Raw genomic sequence first — 24,817 nt, 5'->3', positions numbered from 1 at the left:
AGACAACAAATGAACCCAAAAATTGCCGAAGTCACGCAACGTATTATTGAGCGTAGCAAAGAAACGCGAAAAGCGTATTTAGAGAAAATCGAAAAGGCTCGTCGTCAAGGCCCACATCGCGGTGTGTTATCTTGCGGTAACCTTGCCCACGGTTTTGCCGCATGCGGCACGGAAGAGAAGGGCGATTTGCGTTCGATGACGAAAGCAAACGTCGCTATTATATCTTCATACAACGACATGCTTTCAGCGCATCAGCCTTACGAGTCTTATCCCGCTATTATCAAAGAAGCGATAAAAGAAGTGGGCAGTGTGGCCCAGTTCGCCGGTGGTGTGCCTGCTATGTGTGACGGTGTAACTCAAGGTCAGTCTGGTATGGACCTGAGCCTAATGAGCCGTGACAACATTGCACAAGGTGCAGCAATAGCGCTTTCTCATAATATGTTCGATAGTGCCATAATGCTGGGTATTTGTGACAAAATTGTACCTGGGCTACTGATGGGCGCATTAACCTTCGGCCACCTACCAACGGTATTCGTTCCTGCAGGACCAATGCCTTCTGGGTTGCCGAATAAAGAAAAAGCACGAGTTCGCCAAGAATTCGCCGAAGGTAAAGTGGGCCGTGACGCGCTGTTAGAAGCTGAATCACAGTCTTACCACTCGGCAGGAACGTGTACGTTCTACGGAACAGCAAACTCTAACCAGCTTGTGGTAGAAATGATGGGGCTGCATTTACCGGGCTCTTCATTTGTTAATCCGGGTACGCCTTTACGTGAAGCGCTAACCAAAGCCGCTGCAGTGCAAGCAACTCGTTTAACTGATTTAGGTGATAACTATACGCCAATTGGCCATATTGTAGATGCCAAAGCTATTGTTAATGGTTTAGTTGGCTTGTTAGCAACAGGCGGCTCAACAAACCACACCATGCACCTGATTGCTGTGGCCCGCTCAGCTGGCTATATCGTTAATTGGGATGACTTCTCAGATATTTCAAACGCAGTGCCGTTAATGACGCGTATTTACCCTAACGGTTCAGCCGATATCAACCACTTTGTAGCTGCTGGCGGTATGTCATTACTCATGAAGCAGTTGCTCGATGCAGGTTTACTTCACAACGACGTCAAGACAATTTGTGGTGAAGGCTTAGACTTTTATACCAAAGAGCCAAAACTTGTCGACGGTGAGCTAGAGTGGCGCGACGGACCAACTGAATCACTTGATAAAGAAGTACTAGCAACGGTTGAAAAACCGTTTAAACCAGATGGTGGATTAAGTGTACTGGACGGCAATTTAGGCCGTGGCGTAATCAAAACGTCTGCTTTACGCACGCCACATTGCACACTGAAAGCGCCTGCAGTGGTATTTGAAGATCAGTTCGAATTAGACGCAGCATTTAAAGCGGGTAAATTAGATCAAGACTGTATCGTGGTTGTTCGCTTCCAAGGTCCATCTGCCATCGGTATGCCAGAGCTTCATCGCTTAACGCCTCCATTAGGTGTATTACAAGATAAAGGCTTTAAAGTGGCGCTAGTCACTGACGGTCGTATGTCTGGAGCGTCAGGTAAAGTGCCAGCTGCTATTCATGTAACCCCAGAAGCCTATAAAGGCGGTTTACTTGCTAAAGTGCACGAAGGCGACATGATTGAGCTCAATACACAAACAGGTGCACTGACTCTTCATGTTGATGATGCAACATTGGCAGCCCGTGAACCAGCTCCTGCTAATTTAGCGAGCCACCATGTTGGAATGGGTCGCGAGATGTTTGCCGGAATGCGCGCAATACTTACTGGCGCTGAAGAAGGAGCATGCTCTCTTTTTTATACTCAGGAGCAAGCGTAATGAGCCAGAGATTTGTGGCTGACGTTGGCGGAACCAATATTCGTCTGGCTCGGGTTACCGAGTCTGGCGTAGCCGACATCAAAAAATATATGTGCGAAGAATTTGCCAGTATCGATCTAGCCATTGCACAGTATTTTTCAGATATGCCTCATGTTTCCTTTAGCGAAGGCTGCATTGCTATTGCGTGCCCCGTGCTTGGCGATCAGGTAGAAATGACCAACCACAGTTGGGCGTTTTCACAAAATGCGTTGCGTTCACAGCTCAAGCTAGATGCACTATTTGTGATAAACGATTTCACTGCAGTAGCTCACTCACTTCCTGTGCTAAGTAGCGACCAAGTTATACAAATTGGTGAGGGTACTGCCACTGAAAACGGCAACATTGCAGTTTTCGGCCCAGGCACAGGCCTTGGTGTTGAGCATATCACCATGACGGATTCAGGCTGGCAGACATTAGACGGAGAGGGTGGTCATATAGACTTCGCTCCGGTTGATGAAACTGACATTGTTGTTTGGCGTCATTTGCAGTCTTCTTTTGGAAGAGCATCCGCTGAAGAAGTGATGTCGGGTCGCGGAATTTTGAACATTTACACGGCACTTGCTAAACATGCTGACAAGCCGGTTGCTTTTCAAGAGCCAGCGCAAATTACTGACGCAGCCCTTGCTGGAACCTGCGAGATATCTGCAGCTGCCCTTACTCAGTTTTGCCGAATAATGGGAAGTTTTGCCGGTAACTTGGCACTGAATATGGCAACCACTGGAGGTATCTTCATTGGCGGCGGTATTGCTAACCGCTTTCCAGATTTTATACACAATAGTGACTTCAGGGCGAGATTCGAAGCTAAAGGTCAAATGAAGCACTATGTAAAAGATATTCCTACCTATTTGATAGCAGAGCCTGATCATGGCCTTTTAGGCGCAGCTGCTTATCTGAATCAAAACACAGCGAGTTAAATTATGACGACTAAATGGAAGTACTCTCCAGAGGAAATTTTTGCGGCCGGACCTGTGGTTCCTGTATTGGTTATCAACGACGTAGAAAAAGCCGTTCCTTTGGCAAAAGCGCTGATGGCGGGTGGAATAAAAGTGCTAGAAGTTACCCTTCGCACACCTTCTGCCATTGACGTTATTAAGCGTATTGCACAAGAAGTCCCTGATTCTCTGATTGGCGCAGGTACAGTAACCAATGCACAGCAGCTAAAAGCGGTTGTTGATGCGGGTGCTAAATTCGCTATCAGCCCAGGTATGACGGCAGACTTATTGAAAGCGGGTATGGACTCAGAAATACCGCTGATTCCAGGTATTTCATCAACATCAGATTTGATGAAGGGTAAAGATGCGGGTTACACGCATATGAAATTTTTCCCTGCTGAAGCATCTGGCGGCGTGAAAGCCATTAAATCAATCAGCGGCCCGTTTCCAGACGTGACATTTTGTCCGACTGGCGGCATTGGCCCTAATAACTACAACGATTACCTATCACTGAATAACGTGAAATGTGTGGGTGGTTCGTGGTTAGCGCCCGATGACGCGATTGAGTCAGGTGATTGGGACCGGATTACGCAGTTAGCGAAAGAAGCGGTTGCCGGTGCAAAGCAGTAATTATACTGGCCTAAGCCTAAGTTAAAGGTATCAGCATTAAAAAACCTGCCAATTGGCAGGTTTTTTGTTTTACTCAATGCGTATTTGTCTGACGTTTTACCCACACCACACTTGAGACTTATTTCGGCACGATTATTTGAGCCAGTTCAAACTTTTCTCCCGGCTCAAGCTTAAGCCCTTTTGTTACCGACGATTCTACGCACAGCATATGCTTGTAGCCAAACGGGTCCATATCAGAAATAGACGCTGCACCTTGCCACGGGTTCCAAACCACGAGTGAGTCGTTACCTTCTGAGATGACATCAGTAAATTCAGTGCTATCAACTGAAATGGTTGCTTGTTTTACCGCGGACAAGTGAATGCGGTCTGTTTCGGCATCGATAGTGTAGGGCACAGGTGTGGATTTTACCGCCCAGTCATCAAGCTTATCTTTGTACTCACCCGTTATTCCAACAAGCTCAGTATGTTTAATGTGGTCTACGTGAAAGTAGGTGTGTAATGCTGTGTTAAACGAGAAAGGAGCCACACCGGTGTTCTCAGTTTCTATGGCCACACGTAGACTCGCGCCTACGTGTATTCGAAGTACAACGTTACAGTCGTGTTCAAAGCCTTCTGCACGGGTAAATGAAGGGGTCAAGGCTAGCGTTGTTCCACTTTCGTCTTCTGACGACTCTGCGAGTTGCCATACTTGAGTTCGTAAAAAACCATGAGACGGTAACTCACCAGCCTCTTTGCCGTGGTCGTTAGCAAACCACGGCCAACAGATAGGGATACCCCCTCTGATAGGGCGTTCGCCGTTTAAATAAGCATGAGGGCTAACCCAGAGCCTGTCTTTACCGTCTAAAGCTGGCACAAAGGATAAAACGTGCCCACCGAACAAACTGATTTTTGCCGACGCAAACTGATTGTTAACGTTGAGAAATGAAAGTCCGTTAGACTCACTGATAGAAATTGACGGTACCGGCGTCATAGATGCTCCGCTAAAAAATAAAGAAAATGAAAACGTAAAACTTAAACGACAGAGCTTAAGCTAAAAGTGACGAAACATTACCACTGTCACAGAAACAAAAAAGGCGCAGATATGACATCTACGCCTTTAGAGTACCCTAACTGTTAAACAAATAAAGCGTTAACGCCGCAAAATTTGTTATTGCTACGTTATTTAGAGATGTGAGCAACCAAATCAAGTACTTTTGACGAGTAGCCCCATTCGTTATCGTACCAAGATACCACTTTAACGAAGGTATCCGTAAGTGCGATACCCGCTGTCGCATCAAAGATTGACGTATTTGCGTTGCCAATGAAGTCATTAGACACAACGGCGTCTTCGGTGTAGCTCATAATACCTTTAAGCTCACCCTCGGAGGCTTCTTTCATTGCCGCACAGATATTGTCGTAGCTTGTTGGTGTTGCCAAGTTTACGGTTAAATCGACCACTGAAACGTTTGGCGTTGGAACGCGAAATGCCATACCAGTAAGTTTACCGTTAAGCTCTGGAATAACTTTACCTACCGCTTTAGCGGCGCCAGTTGATGAAGGTATGATGTTCTGGCCAGCACCACGGCCGCCGCGCCAGTCTTTCATTGAAGGACCGTCAACGGTTTTTTGCGTAGCGGTTGTTGCGTGAACTGTTGTCATTAAGCCGTCAACAATACCAAACTTGTCGTTGAGCACTTTCGCAAGCGGTGCAAGACAGTTTGTGGTGCACGATGCGTTTGACACAATGTTTTCACCCGCATAGCTGTCGTGGTTAACACCCATTACAAACATTGGCGTGTCGTCTTTAGATGGCGCAGACATAACAACTTTCTTAGCACCCGCTTCGATGTGTTTAGCGGCTGTTTCTTTGGTCAAAAATAGACCTGTTGATTCAACAACTACATCTACGTTAACGTCACCCCATTTTAAAGAGGCAGGATCTTTTTCTGAGGTGATGCGGATAGTCTTGCCGTTTACTACTAGGCTTCCATTGTCTACTGAAACCTCACCGTTGAAAACACCGTGAGTAGAATCGTATTTTAGTAGGTAGGCAATATAATCTGTGTCTAGTAAGTCGTTTATTGCTACAACTTCGATGTCTTGACGCTCTGCTGCTGCGCGCATTACTAGGCGACCGATGCGGCCAAAACCATTGATACCGATGCGAATTGTCATAACGTACCTCGAAAATTTAAAATAAAATGAAAATAAATTACGTAAAGTATGGATCAAAATGCCATAATTAGCAAAATAAAAAGATAATGTGTTGCAAAATTACGAATAAATGCTTATGCAAACGTATTCAGTTTCGCCGAAGCGCCATTTCTAGAATAATGTTAAAAAATTGTTTGTAGACGCTTTCTGCGAGTTTTCTCATGCCAGCGTCTTTTGCCGAATTACAGGAATGACCCATAATGACACAACAACTTCTGCAACAACTGGTTGAAATGCGTGGAATCGAAACCCACTACGTCGACGCACGGGGCAACCCAACTACCATAGCAGAATCTAGCAAAGCGAAGTTATTGAACGCGCTTGGCTACGACACTTCAAGTAATGAAAAAATTCAGTCTCAGATAGCACATGATATTTCCTCCGTTTGGTTGTCGCCGCTTAATCCCGTCCAGGTAGTCAGAGCTACTGAGGCAGTTTATTTACCTGTGCGCCTACCTATCGAACTTGTTAATGACGAGCATGTGTTTGAGATTACCTTGGAAGATGGTAGTCAAAAACAACACCCGTTTACGCCTGTGGACCAAGAAATGACGTCAATGGCCCATATCGATGACGTAGAGTTTCATGAGTACGCAGTAGAATTGCCTTTGGACTTTCCTCTGGGCTATCACAATATAGTACTTAAAGCCGACGACGACCAACTTGGCACCTCAAGATTTATCGTTGCGCCAGAAGCGTGCTATAGCCCAAAAGAAATTAAGGAAGGGAAAAAAATCTGGGGCCTAAGCGTCCAGCTTTATTGTGTGCGCAGTGAAAATAACTGGGGTATTGGTGATTTTTCTGACCTAGCAAAACTGATTGACAATGCTGCCGGTGTGGGGGCTGACTTTATCGGTCTTAATCCAATACATGCACTATATCCAGCCAACCCAAATGCCTGCTCACCTTACGGCCCAAGCTCACGTCGTTGGTTGAACTATCTATATATTGATGTCACTGCTGTTGACGGCTTTGATGATAAATCCGTTCAAGATGTGGTCAATGCAGATGACTTTGTCGACACATTGAAACATGCCCGAGACGCTGAACACGTAGATTACGAAGCAGTAGCCAAGCTGAAGCTTTCCGCCCTATATGCCTTGTTTGATATCTACGATAAGCAGTTTCTACGTGGCAAAACGCCGCAAAACAAAGCGTTTAATGCCTTTGTTGAAGCCGGTGGTGAGAGCCTTGATATGCTCGCGGTGTACGACGCATTGCAGTCTAAGTTAAAAGCCGATGGCAAGGAAAGCTGGGGATGGCCTGTATTCCCTAAAGCCTACCAAGATTATCACAACTCTGCGGTTGCTAAGTTTAAGAAAGATAACGCTCACGACGTTAAGTTTTATCTGTTCTTGCAGTGGATTGCTGCGCAGCAGCTCGACATGGCAAGCAGCAGAGCAACAGATGCCAACATGACCATTGGTCTTTATCGCGACCTAGCGGTTGGCGTGAGTGAAGGCAGCGCTGAAATTTGGGGTAACAAAGATTTATACTGTACCGATGCAAGTGTGGGGGCACCGCCAGATATCCTTGGTCCCTTAGGTCAAAACTGGGGTTTGCCACCCATGGACCCTCAAAAGCTCTACGAGCAGCAGTATCAGCCTATTATTGATTTGTTTGCGTCGAACATGGCGTCTTCTGGCTCATTGCGTATTGACCACGTGATGGCACTCCTTCGCCTGTGGTGGGTGTGTAAAGGTGATAGTGCCAAAGAGGGAGGGTACGTTTACTATCCTGTAGATGATTTACTTGGGATTTTAGCGTTAGAAAGTCACCGAAATGAAAGCTTAGTGATTGGCGAAGACCTCGGAACAGTACCAGAGGAAATTCGTAGTAAGCTTGCTCAAAATGGCGTTTATTCATACCGTGTGTTTTTCTTCGAACAGGCCGAGGACGGTGGTTTTTATTCACCAAGTCACTACCCTGAACAGTCGATGAGTACATTAACAACCCACGATATGCCAACGCTTATTGGCTTCTGGCATTGTTTAGATTTAGAGTTGGGTAAAGAGATTGGGCTGTATCCAACGGATGATATATTGCAAACCCTGTATGCTGATAGGCATGAAAACAAGCAGGAGATCCTTAATACACTGCACGGGCATCACTCTATCCCAGAACATGTGGGACACGACGTCAATGTTACCGGGATGAATCGAGAGCTTAACAACGGTATGCAGATTCACATGGCTGGCGGTTCCAGTGCGCTGCTGAGCTTGCAGTTAGAAGACTGGCTGGAAATGGATAAGCCAGTGAATATTCCAGGTACGTTTAATGAATACCCAAATTGGCGTCGAAAGTTGACACAGAATATTGAGTCAATCTTTGAAAGTCATGATATAAATGAGTTAGCGTCTAAACTTACTGCTGCAAGAAAACAAGCGAGTAATCGTTAACCTTGCAGAGCAATTTACTGAGAGGTGCTCTATGTTGCCTCTCACTATGACTTAGTTAGGCCCGCGTAACGCGGGTTTTTAATAGGAGTAACAAATGCAGTTAGTGCAGAAGGTAGTTGAGCAGTTTAAACAAGCAAAATGTTCACAACCGTTTTCCCAATTAGGTGTTATCGAGGGCGAAGGTGAGTTACTTCTTCGCGTTTGGCGTCCAGAAGCAACATCGATAACGATAACGTGGGATAGCCCTGCACTGAAAGACATTTCGCTACTGCCTATTTCAACCTCAGGTTTATTTGAAGCTGTCATTCCAAGAGATTGTGCTAGTCATGTTTATCGCGTTGTTGTTAACAAAGGACAGCAAGGGCAGCAACAGTACGACTATATCGACCCATATCAGTTTAAAGAACAGGCATATCACGCCGTTCACTTTATCGACAGCACACCGTTCAACTTGTATCAGCAAGCAGGCGCTCAGTTACTCACTGTAGATGCGGCAGATAATTCATCGGTAGAAGGTGTCAGATATTGTGTGTTCGCACCGAATGCGTCGGCAGTATCGGTAATCGGCGATTTTAATCAGTGGGATGGCCGGGTTCATCCTATGGAAAAAACATCCATGGGTTACTGGGTGTTGTTTATTCCAGGTATGGCCGAAGGCGAGCGCTACAAGTATCAAGTTAAAGACTCTCGTGGCTACGACCTCCCGCACAAAGCCGACCCGCTAGGGTTCAGTGCTGAGCAATACCCTTCCCACGCATCAAAAGTGTATAACCACGACAACTACACGTGGAATGATGACGAATGGTTGGAAAAACGAAAAGCGAATAAATACACCACACCTATGAGCATTTACGAAGTTCATTTGGGGTCATGGAAACGTCCGAATAGCGAGAGCGATGCACGCTACTTAAGCTATAAAGAATTAGCTGACAACTTAATCGATTACGTTAGCGATATGGGCTACACCCATGTTGAATTACTGCCCATATCTGAATTTCCATTCGATGGCTCTTGGGGATATCAGCCCGTGGGTATGTTTGCACCGACAAGCCGATTTGGCGACCCTGACGATTTCAAATACTTTGTCGATCGCTGCCACCAAGCAGGTGTTGGCGTTATTATTGATTGGGTTCCAGCTCACTTTCCTGAAGACGGACACGGATTGGCGCGCTTTGACGGCACGTGCATGTATGAGTATGAGGATCCTAAGAAGGGCTGGCACCCGGATTGGAATTCATGCATTTACGATTTTGGCAAAGACACGGTGCGTCAGTTTTTAGTCGCCAACGCGTTATTCTGGTTAGATAAATTCCACATCGACGGTTTGCGCGTCGACGCCGTAGCGTCAATGCTGTACTTGGATTACTCCCGCAATGATGGCGAATGGATCCCCAATGTGGATGGCGGCAACGAGAATTACGAAGCTATTAGCCTATTGCGCTGGATGAACGAAGAAGTCTACAAACACTTCCCTGACGCAATGACGATTGCTGAAGAGTCAACGTCTTTCCCTAAAGTATCTCGTCCTGTGTTTGACGGTGGTTTAGGGTTTGGTTTCAAGTGGAACATGGGATGGATGCACGATTCACTGCACTACATTGCCAAAGACCCCGCATACAGAAATTACCACCACGGCGACATCACCTTCAGCATGGTTTACGCATTTGACGAAAGCTTTGTTTTGCCAATTTCTCACGATGAGGTTGTGCACGGCAAGGGAAGTATGTTGCGTAAAATGCCGGGTGACGAGTGGCAACAAACGGCTAATTTACGCTGCTACGCTGGGTTTATGTATGGTCACCCGGGCAAAAAGCTAAACTTTATGGGTAACGAGTTAGGGCAGTCTTCAGAATGGAATCACGATAGCGAACTAGACTGGGGGCTCTTGAACTTCGACCGCCATGCAGGGGTGCAAGCTGTCTACAAAGCACTTAATCATTTATACAAAACAACCCCTGCGCTTTATGAACAAGATCATCACGCCGATGGTTTTGCATGGATAGACCACAGTAATGCAGAGCAAAGCATCGTTTCATTTGTTCGAAACGCAAAGTCCTCAAAACAAAAAGTGTATGTAGTAACAAACTTTACACCAATACCTCATGAAAACTTCAGGGTAGGAGTAGACTCCAAAAATGCGCTGACGCTTGCGCTTAACACCGACGATGAGACGTTTTGGGGAAGCGGTATGACGGTATTAAGTAAAGCTACACCGCAAAAAACGGCGTGGAATGACAGAGACTACTCGGTAGAACTTACGATACCGCCGCTTGCGACAATATTTTATGTGGTTAATGAAAAGTAACTATGAAAAATAACTATGAAAAGTAATTAGGCGCGGTACACCATAGGCACAGAAAAACGCACCCTTAGGTATAATTTCGCAAAGTGAATAAGCAGTGAATAAAAACGTGAAGCTGAATAAAATAAACAATATAAAAAGTGGTACATCATTTCCTTTAGGAGCCGCTGTAGACGCAGATGGATGTAATTTTGCAGTGTATGCACCAGGGGCATCCGCTGTTATATTGTGCCTTTTTAACAGCGATACAGAGCAAACTACTCACGAGCAAGCGTTACCAGAAAAAACCGGGGACGTGTGGCACGGTTTTGTAGATGGCATTGCAGCCGGACAGCTATATGGCTATCGCGTTGAACGAGCAAAGGGTGATCTTGATGAAGTAACGCGAGACAAGCTGCTAATCGACCCCTACGCAAAAAAAATTAGCCGACCTATTAAATGGAATCGTCGTCAGTACGACGATGATTCACAGTTTATGGTACCAAAATGCTTAGTTATTGATGACGCGGCATACACACAGTGTGAAATCACGCGTCCGAAAATTGCAAAACATAACCGCATTGTTTACGAGGCCCATGTTAAAGGGCTAACGAAGTTGCATCCTGATGTTCCAAAGGCTCACCAAGGCAAGTTCCTTGGCGCCGCTCACCCAAGTGTCATTAATCATATTAAAGCGCTAGGCGTCACCACCGTGCAGTTTATGCCGCTGTGTTCGTTTATGCCTGAACCCTTTATTACAGACAAAGGGCTTACAAATTACTGGGGATATAACCCTGTTAATTTTTTTGCACCAGAGCCTCGCTACGGTGTGTCTGACGCACTGGCTGAACTAAAAGAGATGGTGGATAGTTACCATGAGGCCGGTATTGAAGTCATTGTGGATGTGGTATTTAACCATACTGCAGAGGCCGGATTTGGCGGCCCGATATTGTCGTATAAAGGCCTTTGCCCTTATGAGGCCTACTTACTTGAGCAGACGGACGCCGGTGAGGTATTTTATTCAAATCATTCTGGCTGCGGCAATACAATAAACACTGCACAACCTTTTATGATGGGGCTTATCCTTGATGCTATGCGTCATTGGGTAAACGTTATTGGTATTGATGGATTTAGGTTTGACCTGGCAGTGTCTCTTGGTCGGGAACCTCAGCATTTTAACAGTCAGTCGGGCCTACTAAGAGCAATTAGTGCAGATCCGGTGCTTTGCGACAAAGTATTGCTTGCTGAGCCGTGGGACATTGGTCCTGGAGGCTATCAAGTGGGTAACTTTGAATCACCATGGTTAGAGGTGAATGACAAATACCGTGACACCGTTCGCGCGTTTTGGCGCGGCGATGATGGTCAAACACCGGACTTTGCAACCCGCCTAATGGGGTCTAGAGATATTTTCCATAAAGGGCATCGCCATATCTCTACGTCAGTCAATAATATTACCTATCACGATGGGTTTACCTTGCACGATATGGTGACCTATGCCGAACGCCATAACCTCGATAATTTAGAAGACAATCGCGATGGTCATGGGAACAACCTGTCTGCCAACTACGGCGTTGAAGGGGAGACCAAGGACAGTGCCATTTTGGCAGTTCGTGAACGCCAAAAACGCAACTTATTTGCGACGCTTATTTTTTCCCAAGGAACCCCGCATATACTCGGTGGCGATGAACTAAGCCGAACGCAAAACGGAAACAATAACGCGTACTGTCAAGACAATGCCATAAGCTGGCTGAATTGGGAGATGAACAAGAGTAAACAAGACTTCCTGCAGTTTTGTCAGTTTGTTATTCGCTTACGCCAATCATCCACTTTATTGAGCGAGCTAAAACTTCACGATGATTCGTTTACGTTGTCGAGAAATGTGAAAGCCATTAATTGGTTCAAACCAGATGGTTCTGACAAAGCCTCCGAAGACTGGAATGCGCATCACAACAAGGCTTTTGGCGTTGAGATTAAAGGTTACTGTGACGGTAATGTTAAGCCCGAGCATTGGTTTTTATGCGTTAACGCCAGTGAAAATGACGTACGGTTCCATTTGCCTACGTCAAAACGCCGTGGCGGCTGGACACTGCAGCTAGATACGCGTTATGCCTCACTTGATGACCAGCCTTCAATTTGTATTCAGCAGGTCTTTTTACAAGCAAGCAGGTCGTTAACCTTATTCAGTTTCTCTGAATTAAGCCGTTAACAGCGAATTAACCTTTACCAGCAGTGGTAAATACGGCATACCGCACTAAATTTTCGATGTTTGACTGTTCTTTATATCATCAAGTGGTAACATGCTCTCCCATCTAAATGTGAGGGTTTTCCTATGCAAAATAAAGGTGGCAGTTCGCACAAAAACACTTTGTGCGATATCGGTTTTATCGGTTTAGGGGTAATGGGTAACAACCTTACCATGAACCTAGTAGATCATGGTTATCGAGTGGCATGCTTCGACTTAGATCAAAATAAAGTTGATGCAATTCTTGCCAAAGATGAAAGTGAAAGAGAAAGCAATACACCCCCACGGGTTGAAGGTTGCAGTTCTTATACTGAATTACTCAGTAAACTTAAAGCGCCACACCTCATTATCCTCTCAGTGCCGGCCGGCGACCCCGTTGACCACGTCTGTAACCACCTTATTGATGCAGGCATTCAAGCCGACGATATCGTTGTTGATACGGGAAATAGCTTGTGGACCGACTCAGTTGCTCGCGAAGAGCAGTACAAAGGCAAATTCATATTCTTCTCCACTGCAGTATCTGGCGGTGAGGTAGGGGCTCGTTTTGGTCCTTCGCTAATGCCATCGGGTAATCCTTATGCGTGGACGCGTATTGAGCCTGTTTTGAAATCTATTGCGGCAAAAGTTGACGCTGATACCGGCAAGCCTATCGAGAGCTTTGTGCCGGGTAAGCCCGTGGTTGGCGGTGAGCCCTGCGCGACTTATATAGGCCCTGTGGGTGCAGGCCATTACGTGAAAATGGTGCACAACGGCATCGAATATGCCGATATGCAGCTTATTTGTGAAGCATACCAAATTATGCGCGATGCGCTTCACATGGCGCCTGCTGAAATAGCAGAAGTATTCCGCCGCTGGAACGATGGTAAACTTAATAGCTACCTTATCGAAATCAGTGCCGAAGTACTCGAACAGCTAGACCCTGAAACCAAGCAGCCTCTAGTGGATGTTATCTTAGACCGAGCAGGGCAAAAAGGTACTGGCCTGTGGACTGCGGTAAGTGCGTTGCAGGTGGGAAGCCCGGCTCAAACGATCACGGCAGCGGTATTTGCTCGCAGTATTTCAAGTTTAAAGGAAGAACGCGTGGCGGCAAGCCAAGTACTGGCAGGCCCAGAAGCCTCTGTGTTTGATGATGAGCAAAAAATGTCAATCATCAACAAGCTTGGGCAGGCGCTATATTGCTCGAAAATCTGTGCATACGCTCAAGGTTTCCAGCTAATGGCAATGGCAGGTAAAGAGCATGGCTGGACATTAGACTTTGGCGAAATAGCAAAAATATGGCGAGCTGGATGTATTATCCGCGCTGTATTCTTACAGTCTATTTCAAAAGCGTATGAAAATAACGAAGACTTGGCTAATTTGTTAATGGACCCGTATTTTGCAGAGCAAATTACCAAGTATCAGGCTGATTGGCGTGAGTCTATTGCACAATCTGCACTAGCAGGAATTCCGTGTCCTGCAATGATGTCGGCACTCAGCTATTACGATTCGTACCGCTCAGCAGTGTTACCGGCAAATCTGCTTCAAGGGCAGCGTGATTACTTTGGTGCACATACCTACCAGCGCGTAGATAAGCCAGCGGGTAAAAAGTACCACATAGAGTGGAGTGATCCTGCAAGACCAGAGACTGCTATAAAACGTTAAGTATTAACGATAAACGCATAGCGGTTTAGCGTAAGGGTGTATTTGGCAGCAAATACACCCTTTTTGTTAGCCATTTTACCCACATTATTTTGTTAAGAGTGAGGTTTAACAGACTGGCTACAAAGGTGAGCACTGGTAAACCGCTAATGTGAATTGGATTATATTAAACAAAGAGAGGGCGTAATGTCAGACGATAAATGGAAAGAAAAGCTGAGTGAGCAAGAATATCGTATTTGCCGTCAGGCCGAGACAGAGAGGCCATTTACTGGCGCATTGCTCGATGAGACCCGTGGTGGTGTGTATGTATGTAAATGCTGCGATGCGCCATTGTTTCCCTCAGACACAAAATTTGATGCAGGGTGCGGTTGGCCTTCGTTTTATAAACAACTGGACGATGGCAATGTAGATTATCGCGAAGATGTATCTCACGGCATGCGTCGAGTGGAAATAATTTGTAAGCAGTGTGATTCACACCTAGGTCACGTTTTCCCTGATGGCCCGGAACCAACAGGTCAACGGTACTGTGTAAATTCAGTTTCTATGACATTTAAAAGTGACAATAACGAAGTAGTGAAAGGCTAGCACTATGGGCTAAGTTAAAGGTAAACAGGTGGTTAAAATTTAAGCTTGTTTCGTAATCGCTTTCAATAATAGAAAAAAAACCGCCGACGAAAGGCGGTTTTTTTGTGTGTTATACGCTTTTAAAATGTAATTTACTTTCAATATCAGAGCTTGTTGAGCTTTAATTTTGCAGCATCAAACGTATTACTATTGAGGGCACTGATGATGTCAGCGGTGACCGAGTCGAGTATGTCTGTAGGTAAGTCGAAGCGTTCGCCTAACTGCACGCGCTGCGTGTCAGGTAATCTATCGTCATACTCTTCTGCTACGCCATACCACACGTAAGCCATTCGGTAGTTGTCTGCATCAATGCCTATCGATGCCAGAGAATGATAAACGCCAATATCAATGTCGTCACTGTCGGTATACAGGCTTAGTGCGCGATAAAGTGTCTCTATGGTGCGCTTCGGGTCGTTTTTAATTTGCACTGAGGCCAAATTAACCAGTAGTTCAGGATCTTCTACTTGGTTACTCGCTGCATACCGTTCGAAGCGATGAAACGCGTCGTCATCACCGAAGCGCGTCCAGTGGTAATAGCTTAGGTGAGGGTCTAAAGAGTCTTGTGTTTCTCGGGCTAAGCGCTGTAATTCCCTTCTCGCGGTGATCACCCCTTTTAATCGCGTTGCTTCTTTGGCTTTACGTTTTATATGCTCAATGTGCTGCACTTCTTGAACGCACTCAAGGTAGGTTTCGAAAGACAGGAGTAGGGGATATTTATATGCATCGCTCGTCGGGTTTTGATTGTAGTAACGCAGTCTGATAATTTCAGCTCTTTGCGGTGTGCACCGAGCATCAAGGCTTAAATCGAGACACATGTTCTCATGTTCTTCGCAAATCTCTTTAACCGTTGGCTCGAACCAATCGCTACAACCACTAATCATTACCAGCCACGCCGCAAGGAAGGGAGCTTTGAAGTGACTTGTTGGAAACTTACTAAATAATGTACGTCCATTCATAAAATATACTGCATTTTTGAAATTAATAGACAATTTGGTCTTCCCAGCGTGTTTAATTAAGATACGTCCCACGATCGTCAGGCAAAAAACTCACCTACGTGTACCCTAACAATAATAAAAAGCCGGCGTGAAACCAACGTAAATTTATATCTATGAAGGCTGAAGCATGAATCAACAGTACGAGCAGGAATTACAAAGTAGCTGGCAAGAGCGTCAGGAATACGCAGAAATTATGCTGCCTTTAATAGGCAAGCTTTACCGCAACAAAGCCGTAGAAATATCCGTATACGGCCGCTCTCTTCTTAATGCCAGTGCTATTGACATCATTAAAGCGCATCGCAAAGTACGTTTACATGAAGGTATTAAGCTACGTTTGCGTGAAAGCTATCCTATATTAGAAGCGCTAAGTACGATGAAAATCGCACCTGCACAGATTGATATCGGCAAATTAGCGTTTGATTTTCATTACGGCTCGGCAGTTGATAACGACGACTTAACGGCCTACCTCACAGACAAATTGAGCGAAGTAGTTGATAAAGACGATAACCAGCAGCCTCAGGATGTTGTGCTTTACGGTTTTGGTCGAATTGGACGTCTGCTAGCTCGTCTACTTATCGAGCGTCAGGGTAAAAACAACAAGCTTCGTTTACGCGCCATTGTCGTGCGCGGCGGTCGCGATGGCGATTTGGAAAAACGTGCAAGTTTACTTCGCAGAGACTCAGTGCACGGTCCATTTAACGGCAGTATCACGATTGACCATGAGCGAAATGCACTTAAAGCTAACGGCTCGTTCATTCAAGTTATCTATGCGAACAGCCCTGATGAAGTGGATTACACACAATACGGTATCGACAACGCTATCATCATCGATAACACCGGTATTTGGCGTGACCGAGACGGACTTGGTCTTCACTTAAAAGCAAAGGGAGCAGCAAAGGCGATTCTAACTGCACCTGGTAAAGGCGACATTAAAAACATCGTACATGGTGTGAATGATGGTGAAGTGACCCTTGATGACACCATTGTATCGGCGGCCAGCTGCACCACCAACGCTATCACACCAGTGTTAAAAGCCCTCGATGAAGAATATGGCATTAAGAATGGACATGTTGAAACTGTACACTCTTACACTAACGATCAGAACCTCATCGATAACTATCACAAAGGGGACCGTCGAGGTAGAAGTGCACCACTTAATATGGTGATCACGGAAACCGGGGCAGCGAAAGCAGTGGCGAAAGCCTACCCTAAATTAGGCGGTAAGCTTACGGGTAATGCGATCCGAGTGCCTACCCCCAATGTGTCTATGGCAATTCTTAACCTCAACTTAGAAAAAGCGACAGACAAGCTATCGGTAAATGAATTCTTACGCGATACCGCTTTATTCTCTAAATTACAGCATCAAATAGACTACACAGCGAGTAAAGAAATCGTATCTACTGACCTTGTGGGTTCGAGAGCTGCGTCGGTAGTCGATTCACAGGCAACTATTGTGTCTGACGATCGCCTAACGCTTTATGTATGGTATGACAACGAGTTTGGCTATAGCTGCCAAGTTCTGCGTGTAGTTCGTGACATGGCAAACCTGAGCTTTCCAACGCTACCGCTTTAGTAAGCTAAGCGGCTGCTTAAGTCAGTACATCGGCGCTAGCTGGAACACCAAGCGTTAATTGATTAAAAAACCGACCAACAGGGTCGGTTTTTTATTAGTGTAAACAAAATGTGTACTTCATGCTGGTAAAACCAGCCAGTGCACATGGTATTTGTGTCGCGGACTATGCTAAATTAGCGCTCAAATAATAAGGGAAACGACAGTCTATGCATATCTCCAGTCAATTCGACAGTGGCAACATCAATGTTGTTAGCGCAGAGTCTCCAGAAGATATTCTTCTCACTATACCGAAAGACAACCAATCAGAATTTGCCCAATGGTTTCATTTTCGTCTTGTGGGCGAAACGTTTGTCACTCACAAAATGACCATCCAAGAGTTGGCAAAATCTGCGTATCCAGATGGTTGGAAGGGGTATAACGTTCTTGCTTCTTACGATAGGCAAACTTGGTTTCGCGTGCCAAGTGAATTTGATGGCGACAATCTTACCTTCTCACTCACGTTAGAACAGCCTAGCGTGTATTTTGCGTATTTCATTCCTTATAGCTATGAGCGTCATCTAGACCTTGTTCACGATGCCCAAATGTCACTGTTGTGTGAGCACCGCTTTTTAGGGTTAACGCTAGATGGCCGTGACATGTCGATGTTAGTTATTGGCGAAGAAACACCTAACAAGAAAAAAGTATGGATAACAGCCCGCCAGCATCCTGGTGAAACCATGGCCGAATGGTGCGCAGAGGGCATTATTTATCGGTTACTGGACGAACAAGACGGTTTGGCTCGACAGTTGCTTGATAATGCCGTGTTTTATGTCGTTCCGAATATGAACCCGGACGGCAGTGCAAGAGGGCACTTACGCACCAATGCTGTGGGTACCAATTTAAACCGAGAGTGGGCAACACCAACACCTGAAAAAAGTCCTGAAGTACTCTATGTACTAAAGGCGATGGAAGATGTGGGCGTTGACATGTACCTCGATTTGCACGGTGATGAAGCACTGCCGTACAATTTTGTGGCAGGCGGCGAAGGAAACCCGAGTTATAACGACGAAATAAAAGCGTTAGAAGACACATTCAAGTCAACTTTACTTAACGCAACACCAGAATTCCAAGATGAATTTGGCTACGATAAAGACGCGCCAGGCCAAGCAAATCTAACTGTAGCATCGAACGCTGTGGGTGAAAAATTCACGTGTATGGCGTATACCGTAGAAATGCCGTTTAAAGATAACGCAAACGTGCCTGACGATGTTTACGGTTGGTCTGTTCAACGAAGTCGCCAGCTCGGTGAGGATATTCTCATTGCTGTCAATGCGGTGGTGAAAAAACTAAACGACATTAAGTAAAAAGAAGCATTCGCTTCTAACAATAAAGGCCTCAACTGATGGGGTCTTTTGATAAAAACAACAAAACGAAATAATAAAAAAGGGGAAATACCTTGGAAGGGTTATACGGTTTACTAATCACGCTTGATAGCTTCTTGGGGGGCGCGAGTTGGTTTCCTTTTGTGCTTCTTGGTGTGGGCTTATTCTTCACAGTTTACTTGAAGTTTCCGCAAATTCGCTTCTTCAAACATGCATGGCAGGTGATAACTGGTAAGTTTGATAAAGAGAGCGATCCTGGTGATACTACTCACTTTAGAGCGTTAACCACGGCACTTTCAGGAACCGTTGGAACAGGTAATATATCTGGTGTTGCTTTCGCTATTTTTCTCGGCGGCCCAGCAGCGCTATTTTGGATGTGGGTTACTGCCTTTTTGGGTATGACGACAAAGTTCGTCGAAGTGACCTTGTCGCACAAATACCGCGTTAAGACGGAAGATGGCACGATGGCCGGTGGACCTATGTACTACATGGACCGTCGCTTGAACATGAAATGGTTAGCGGTAGCGTTTGCCATTGCCACTGTAGTCAGTTCATTTGGAACGGGTAACCTTCCACAAAGTAACGGTATAGCGCAAAGTATAGAAGCCACCTTTGGTTTTGAACCTTGGCTTGTGGGTAGCGTGCTAGGTATTTTACTCGCGCTAGTTATTCTAGGTGGTATTCAGCGTATTGCAGCATTCACCGCGCGCGTTGTTCCTGCAATGGCGGTTATCTATCTCATTGGTGCAATGGCCGTTATTTTTGCCAACCTTGAGAATATCATTCCTTCGTTTTTGTCTGTTATCGGCGATGCTTTTACCGGTTCAGCAGCAGCAGGTGGTTTCTTAGGAGCATCCCTTGCCTACGCATTTAACCGTGGTGTAAACCGAGGCTTGTTCTCAAACGAGGCGGGACAGGGTTCTGCGCCTATCGCTCATGCGGCGGCTAAAACCAAAGAGCCGGCATCAGAAGGTATGGTGTCTTTACTCGAGCCGTTTATCGATACTATTTTGATTTGTACTATTACTGGATTAGTTATTCTTTCTTCTGGCGTGTGGAAAGAAAAGCATGAGAATGTATTCGACCGCTCAGACATGTTTTTTGTGGCAGGCGAATATGACGACAGTGAGTCAAAAGACGTTGAAAAACTATATGGCTTTCTAAACGGGATTGAAGGTAATGAAATTAAGCCATTTACAGGTGCAATTACCGTAGTCAATGGCACCGCAGTCAGCGGCGACTTTACTCTTATAAACTCTCGTTCAGTGGCTGAAGACGTAAAGTACTCGGTAGGTAGTGAAGATTTATTTACCGGTACGTTGAAAATAGAAGACGGTAAACCGCTAAAAGAGAACCTAGAGGTAAGCGGTAAGTCCTTGGTTCACTCTGCTGCACTGACCACCATTGCGTTCACCCGAGGCTTCTTCGGTGATTTTGGGCAATATATCGTGTCTGTTGGTTTACTTTTGTTTGCATTTTCAACGGCAATTGCATGGTCGTACTATGGTGACCGTGCGATGACATACCTTCTCGGTCCCCGTTCTGTTATGCCTTATCGAGTCATTTATGTCGCTGGCTTTGTATGGGCTGCGTTCTCAGATACTACATTGGTATGGGCGCTCTCTGCGGTAGCAATTGTGGTTATGACGCTACCTAACTTATTTGGCATATTGCTGCTGAGTAAGGAGATGAAAGAGACAGTGAACGATTATTGGTCAAGAACCAAAAATAACCGCGATAAATGAATTAAGATCAACACGCCCTGGTCTTAATCGGCTTCTAAACAGTAATAAAATGCGTGTTACGGCGTTATTCTTAGAATAGCCCTTACACGCATTTTTGTTTGCGAAGTGTATAATCCGACTTCATTGTTGTAATCAACTTCAGTATGATACTCGTCCGCGAGATAATAGTACGCGCTAGCGTATTGTTTTCGTTTCTTACTCGCAGCGAATAAACAGGAGCAACACATGGCATTAGTTGACTGCCCGTCGTGCAAGAAAAAAACATCTGACAAGGCAAAAGAGTGTCCACATTGCGGATTTAAAGTTGGCGATGCAACGTCTGAAGATGTTGAGCGCAAGCAAAGCCTTAACCGTTTTCAAAAACTTCAAAGCATCCAAAATCAATCACTGCTGGCTATGCTGATATTTGTGGCAAGCTTTGGTTTTATGTATTGGGGTGGAACTAGACCGGGTGATTTGCAGCACAACCTCGCTATTTTAGGCGCTATTGTAGGTTTCGCTTGGTACCTCGTAAACCGAGCTCGAATTGTAATGATAAAGCGTTTCTCATAAATGAATATAGATGCACTAGTAAGTAGCATGACGCCAGAGGTTTACGAACGCCTGCGTCAAGCCGTAGAGACCGGGAAGTGGGTTGATGGAACGCCACTTAACGAAGAGCAAAAAGCCAGCACTATGCAGGCAGTGATGCTGTATCAGGCGAAAATCGAAAAATCGTCTGAGCACATGACAGTAGGAGAGGGTGGCGAAATTGTGCATAAAAGCAAAGCCGATTTTAGACGCTCTCTATCGGACCACCAAAATGATAACAACACGATAGCGCGGTTCAAACAGGATGATATTTAGTCGTATATTTGCTCCTTCTCATACCAGTCAAAAGCCAGAGAAAAGACTGGAAGCCATTGATAAACTCTCACCGGAAAAACCTCAAGACAAAACGATTCTACATGAGCTGGCTTTTAACGATGATAATGCAGACGTTAGTCTTGCGGCGTTGGCAAAGTTAGATAGTTTCGTGCTATGGCAAAAGATGGCACAAATTGGCAAGTCGCCAAAAGTAAAAAAAGCGGCCCAGCACAGTGTGAACGAAGCGATATCAGGCAAGGGCAGCGTAGCCCTTAGTGCAGAAGAAAAGTCTTCGTTTTTGCGAGAAACGGCAAGCACGGATGTAATCATTGATGTAGTCCAGCGCGAGCCTGAGCTGCTAGGCAATACTGAGTTGGCCTTTGCGCTATTAGCAAAAGTCGATAAGCCTTCGTTTACGCAACACGTTTTTTTACATGCGAATAATGGCCAATTACAACGCCAGCTTATCAGCAGTCAGTCTCAGACAAATACACTGCAAAAATGGGCAAAAAAACTGAGCGATTCCCCTACGCTTGATGCGATTAATAACCGAATCGATGAAATAAGGGCAGCAGAGCAAAAGCCTGTAGAACTTAAAAAGCAACTTACACTGTGCTTGTCTAAATACCGTGCGCTACTTGATAAAGCCGATGTTGAACAGGTTGTAGAGTTGCAGTCCAGTTACCACAGTGAGCTGGAAGGCTTGTTTGCTCAAACGGGCATTCTTTCAACTGACGATAAGCAAGAGTTCGAAGAAAAGCGTAGCAAAATAACTGAGCAAGTTACGCGCTATGTAGACAGGATCCGTCCTGCGTGGGAAGAGAAGCAAAAGTCGGCGGTACTTGCGAATACGCAAGCCCTTTGCGAACAGCAGCTAACCCATGCGAAAGAACAAGTAGGCTGGTTATTCAACACGCGCCTGTGTGAAGCCACGTTAGCCGATGTTGCAACAGTAAATGAAAGCGTAAGAGGTGTCGAGGCTACGCTGGAACAGTTGGGGCAGCTTGGCAGCAATGACAAGCGAGTCAACGAGATTCAATTAGCTGTTGATGGGCTAAATACAAAGCTTGAAGCTTTTTCCATGCAGCAGCAGTACGGTCAAAAGTTATTGTCTAGACTGAACGTCGTTGAAGACGTGGCGCAAAAATTAAACAGTGCTGATGTGAGTGATGAACACAAGCGCGACTTACGAAGCGAATTTGATACTGCGATAGAGGAATACTCAGCTATCAGTCGCGAACTTATCGCTCAGCCTAAAGCGCTTTTACAGCGTTTCAAGGCAGCAACTAAGCAAGTGAGAGCCGATGAAAAAGCCGCTAAGTCAAAGCACCAAGACGAACTGAGACACGTTAGAAAGCAAATAAGCATTGTTGATAACCTAGTTTCACAGGGTAAATTTCGTGCGGCGATGGCTAAGTTTAAGAAGCTGTCTGATAATGTTGCTTCGCTGCCTGAAAGTTTAAAGAAAGACATCGATAAGCGTTTTCAGAAGACGGCTGACGACATAGCTAGGCTGGAAGGATGGCAGAGCTATATCGCCGCGCCGCGAAAACCTGCTTTAGTTGAAGAGGCCAAAGAACTGGCCGCTACGCCCGTAGAGAACATAAAACAGCGCAGTGAGTCGATAAAGTATTTACGCAGCCAATGGTTATCGCTGAATACACCATCTGCAGGTGACAATGAGCAAGAAAATGCAGTGCTGCAGCAAGATTTTGATAATGCGCTAGAAAAGGCGTTCGAGCCTTGTAGAGAGCATTACGCTAAATTAGATGCTGAACGAGCTGCAGCGTTAGAACTGCGTCGTTCGATTATTGAAAAAGTAGCGTCGGTACCCGAAGACATTGAGCCGACTGAATTAAGCAAAACCCTCGATAGGCTTGCCAAGCAGTGGCGAGCTTGCGGTCAAGTTGAAAAGCAAGCTTACGAGGAACTCAAAGTCGAATGGAAGGCTGTGTTTTCACCCCTTCAAAAGCGCGTTTATGGGTGGCAAAGTGACAATCAGGCGCTTAAGCAAAAGCTAGTGGATAAGGTTAATGCGCTACAAGATGCTGATGATATTAGCGATGCAGCAGAGTCTGCGCAGCAACTACAGCAAGAATGGAAGCGTATTGGACATGCCGGTAAGCGCGAAGAGAGCAGATTGTGGGCAGAATTTAAAGCCAGTAATGATGCTATTTTCGAACGTTTAAAAACCCAGCGTAAAGCGCAAACTAGTGAGTATACTGAGCAAGCTGAAAAGCTGTTGTCTTCTATCGCGTCTATCTCGGTAGAAGGTGATGACAGTACTTTTCAAAGTGCAGTTCAGCCTATTCAAGAAGCCATGTTAGCACTGCCAAAACCACAGCGAGTGAAGGTAGAACGCAAGCTTGAGACGCTTTTTAAGCAAAGAGAGTCTATGCAGCGTGAACATGACGCAAAAGTGATAGAGGCGCGAGCTCATGCCATTATTCGGTTGCTGCAAAATGATGAACCTGAGGCTAGGAATGAGCTTTTAGAAATCTTAGGTAAACGTTGGTCGAATTTGCTGACTAACGCTAGTGCATCAGATGCGCCGAGGCACGATAGAGCGTGGTTAACGGTAGCGTTAGAGGTGGCGAGCGGTATGCCTAGTCCGCAATCTGATGCATCGGTACGTTCGAGTGTGCAGCTTCAAATGATGACGGCAAAACTTGAGCAAGGTGAAGCCCCAGAGGCCCAAGAAATATTGAGCGATTGGTTACAACATGGTGAAGTAAAAGAAGACGAAAGCGGTCTTTTACAGCGTGTAGTTACCATTATCGATAACAATCCGAGTATGTTGGCATAGATGGAAAATAGTGTAGAGTTTCAATTTGATACAGAGATGTCAGCGTATCGATTTCTCAATACTGTAAAACATGTTGATGCAGACGGGTTACGGGCTAAGTTTGGTCAAACTGATCATCATGTCAGCGTGAAATACACCTATATTGTGGGTGAATTTGATGAAACCCTGTCGATACTAGATGACTTGGCAAGGGAGCTTGGCGGTATAGAGGTTTCTTAACGTCGTTCTCTTTGCGTCAGCTAAGCTCAAGTCAAACAAGGTCAGTTCAAACTAAAACCAGGACACGCAGACATAAAAAGGGCCGGTAAAAACCGGCCCTTTTTAATTCTGTAGTGTTTATGTGTAGCTAGGTTTGTCATCTCGCTACGCAACTACACAACTATACAATTACACAACTACTTAGTAAATTAACAGTCGTCATCTTCAGCTTCAACGCCTTCTTTAACGTCTTCACATGCATCTTCTACGGCGTTACCTGCGTCATTGGCCATATCGCCAATTTTGTCACCACCGTCTTCAAGCGCATTGCCAGCGTCTGTGACCATTTCGTCAAGTTCTTCGCCTGCGCTCTCCGCGTCGTTTTCACTACATGCTGCTAGTGAAAGTACAAATGCTGATGCAGCTACTACTTTTAATAAATTCTTGAATGAACTCATGTCCTTACTCCTTTTCAATTA

Annotated in this window: 19 protein-coding genes; 15 read left to right on the top strand and 4 right to left on the bottom strand. The window is 45.5% G+C overall.

Translation table 11 applies throughout. From position 1 onward, the window contains the following. The first annotated feature begins 9 nt into the window (after positions 1-9). From edd to O9X84_RS13905, 3 genes are read left to right on the top strand one after another with little or no spacing between them, the layout of a single operon-like run. Entirely contained in the window at positions 10-1,836 is a 1,827-nt protein-coding gene (gene edd, locus O9X84_RS13915) for a phosphogluconate dehydratase (protein WP_269520311.1), read from the top strand. Continuing rightward, positions 1,836-2,789 (top strand): glucokinase, encoded by a 954-nt coding sequence (locus tag O9X84_RS13910; protein WP_032096653.1) that lies wholly within the window; start codon positions 1,836-1,838, stop codon positions 2,787-2,789. Before edd ends, O9X84_RS13910 begins: the two co-directional genes overlap by 1 nt. A 3-nt stretch (positions 2,790-2,792) precedes the next feature. Then, positions 2,793-3,437, top strand: coding sequence for a bifunctional 4-hydroxy-2-oxoglutarate aldolase/2-dehydro-3-deoxy-phosphogluconate aldolase (locus tag O9X84_RS13905; protein WP_269520310.1), 645 nt, complete (start codon positions 2,793-2,795; stop codon positions 3,435-3,437). Between the two features lie 118 nt (positions 3,438-3,555). Here the strand turns inward: O9X84_RS13905 and O9X84_RS13900 are convergent, their stop codons facing one another. Next, the gene (locus O9X84_RS13900) at positions 3,556-4,407 is read right to left on the bottom strand and encodes a D-hexose-6-phosphate mutarotase (protein WP_269520309.1); all 852 of its coding nucleotides are present in this window, start codon (positions 4,405-4,407) and stop codon (positions 3,556-3,558) included. Between the two features lie 188 nt (positions 4,408-4,595). Continuing rightward, positions 4,596-5,591: a type I glyceraldehyde-3-phosphate dehydrogenase gene (gap, locus tag O9X84_RS13895; RefSeq protein ID WP_163106722.1), complete on the bottom strand. Its 996-nt coding sequence runs from the start codon at positions 5,589-5,591 to the stop codon at positions 4,596-4,598. A gap of 239 nt (positions 5,592-5,830) precedes the next feature. Here gap and malQ point away from each other — a divergent pair, with 239 nt between their 5' ends. From malQ to msrB, 5 genes are all read left to right on the top strand, one after another. Further along, a complete protein-coding gene (malQ, locus tag O9X84_RS13890) occupies positions 5,831-8,029 on the top strand; it encodes a 4-alpha-glucanotransferase (RefSeq protein WP_269520308.1) in 2,199 nt (732 codons plus the stop codon). A gap of 94 nt (positions 8,030-8,123) precedes the next feature. Beyond that, entirely contained in the window at positions 8,124-10,334 is a 2,211-nt protein-coding gene (gene glgB, locus O9X84_RS13885; protein WP_269520307.1) for a 1,4-alpha-glucan branching protein GlgB, read from the top strand. A gap of 94 nt (positions 10,335-10,428) precedes the next feature. Then, positions 10,429-12,516: a glycogen debranching protein GlgX gene (glgX, locus tag O9X84_RS13880; protein WP_442864543.1), complete on the top strand. Its 2,088-nt coding sequence runs from the start codon at positions 10,429-10,431 to the stop codon at positions 12,514-12,516. 123 nt (positions 12,517-12,639) lie between these two features. Then, positions 12,640-14,193 carry an NADP-dependent phosphogluconate dehydrogenase gene (gene gndA, locus O9X84_RS13875; RefSeq protein WP_269520306.1) on the top strand — a complete coding sequence of 518 codons (1,554 nt, stop codon included), beginning with the start codon at positions 12,640-12,642 and terminating at the stop codon, positions 14,191-14,193. Between the two features lie 183 nt (positions 14,194-14,376). Next, entirely contained in the window at positions 14,377-14,775 is a 399-nt protein-coding gene (msrB, locus tag O9X84_RS13870; RefSeq protein ID WP_269520305.1) for a peptide-methionine (R)-S-oxide reductase MsrB, read from the top strand. A 143-nt stretch (positions 14,776-14,918) separates the two neighbouring features. Here the strand turns inward: msrB and O9X84_RS13865 are convergent, their stop codons facing one another. Beyond that, complete coding sequence (locus O9X84_RS13865; RefSeq protein ID WP_269520304.1) at positions 14,919-15,770, bottom strand: DUF2989 domain-containing protein; 852 nt, start codon at positions 15,768-15,770, stop codon at positions 14,919-14,921. A 166-nt stretch (positions 15,771-15,936) separates the two neighbouring features. Between O9X84_RS13865 and O9X84_RS13860 the strand changes: the two genes are divergently transcribed. The 7 genes from O9X84_RS13860 (at position 15,937) to O9X84_RS13830 (ending at position 24,359) form a co-directional block, all read left to right on the top strand. Then, a complete protein-coding gene (locus tag O9X84_RS13860; protein WP_269520303.1) occupies positions 15,937-17,382 on the top strand; it encodes a glyceraldehyde-3-phosphate dehydrogenase in 1,446 nt (481 codons plus the stop codon). A gap of 206 nt (positions 17,383-17,588) precedes the next feature. Continuing rightward, complete coding sequence (locus tag O9X84_RS13855; protein ID WP_269520302.1) at positions 17,589-18,725, top strand: M14 family metallopeptidase; 1,137 nt, start codon at positions 17,589-17,591, stop codon at positions 18,723-18,725. A 92-nt stretch (positions 18,726-18,817) separates the two neighbouring features. Next, positions 18,818-20,488, top strand: a complete 1,671-nt coding sequence (locus tag O9X84_RS13850; protein WP_269520301.1) for an alanine/glycine:cation symporter family protein — start codon at positions 18,818-18,820, stop codon at positions 20,486-20,488. A 225-nt stretch (positions 20,489-20,713) separates the two neighbouring features. Beyond that, positions 20,714-21,040, top strand: coding sequence for a Zn-ribbon protein (locus tag O9X84_RS13845; RefSeq protein ID WP_032096641.1), 327 nt, complete (start codon positions 20,714-20,716; stop codon positions 21,038-21,040). Next, on the top strand, positions 21,041-21,334 hold the full coding sequence (locus O9X84_RS13840; protein ID WP_269520300.1) for a YeaC family protein: 294 nt from the start codon (positions 21,041-21,043) through the stop codon (positions 21,332-21,334). Beyond that, a complete protein-coding gene (locus tag O9X84_RS13835; protein ID WP_269520299.1) occupies positions 21,324-24,140 on the top strand; it encodes a DUF349 domain-containing protein in 2,817 nt (938 codons plus the stop codon). Before O9X84_RS13840 ends, O9X84_RS13835 begins: the two co-directional genes overlap by 11 nt. After that, entirely contained in the window at positions 24,141-24,359 is a 219-nt protein-coding gene (locus tag O9X84_RS13830; protein ID WP_163106712.1) for a hypothetical protein, read from the top strand. A 188-nt stretch (positions 24,360-24,547) separates the two neighbouring features. Here O9X84_RS13830 and O9X84_RS13825 read toward each other — a convergent pair whose 3' ends face one another. After that, positions 24,548-24,796: a hypothetical protein gene (locus tag O9X84_RS13825; protein ID WP_032096637.1), complete on the bottom strand. Its 249-nt coding sequence runs from the start codon at positions 24,794-24,796 to the stop codon at positions 24,548-24,550. Positions 24,797-24,817 lie beyond the last annotated feature (21 nt).

This window comes from Alteromonas sp. BMJM2 (assembly GCF_027257845.1).
In the GTDB taxonomy this organism is placed as follows: Bacteria; Pseudomonadota; Gammaproteobacteria; order Enterobacterales; family Alteromonadaceae; genus Alteromonas.
The sequence above is the reverse complement of the archived record's forward strand: the minus strand, read 5'-3'. Positions and strand labels throughout refer to the sequence as shown.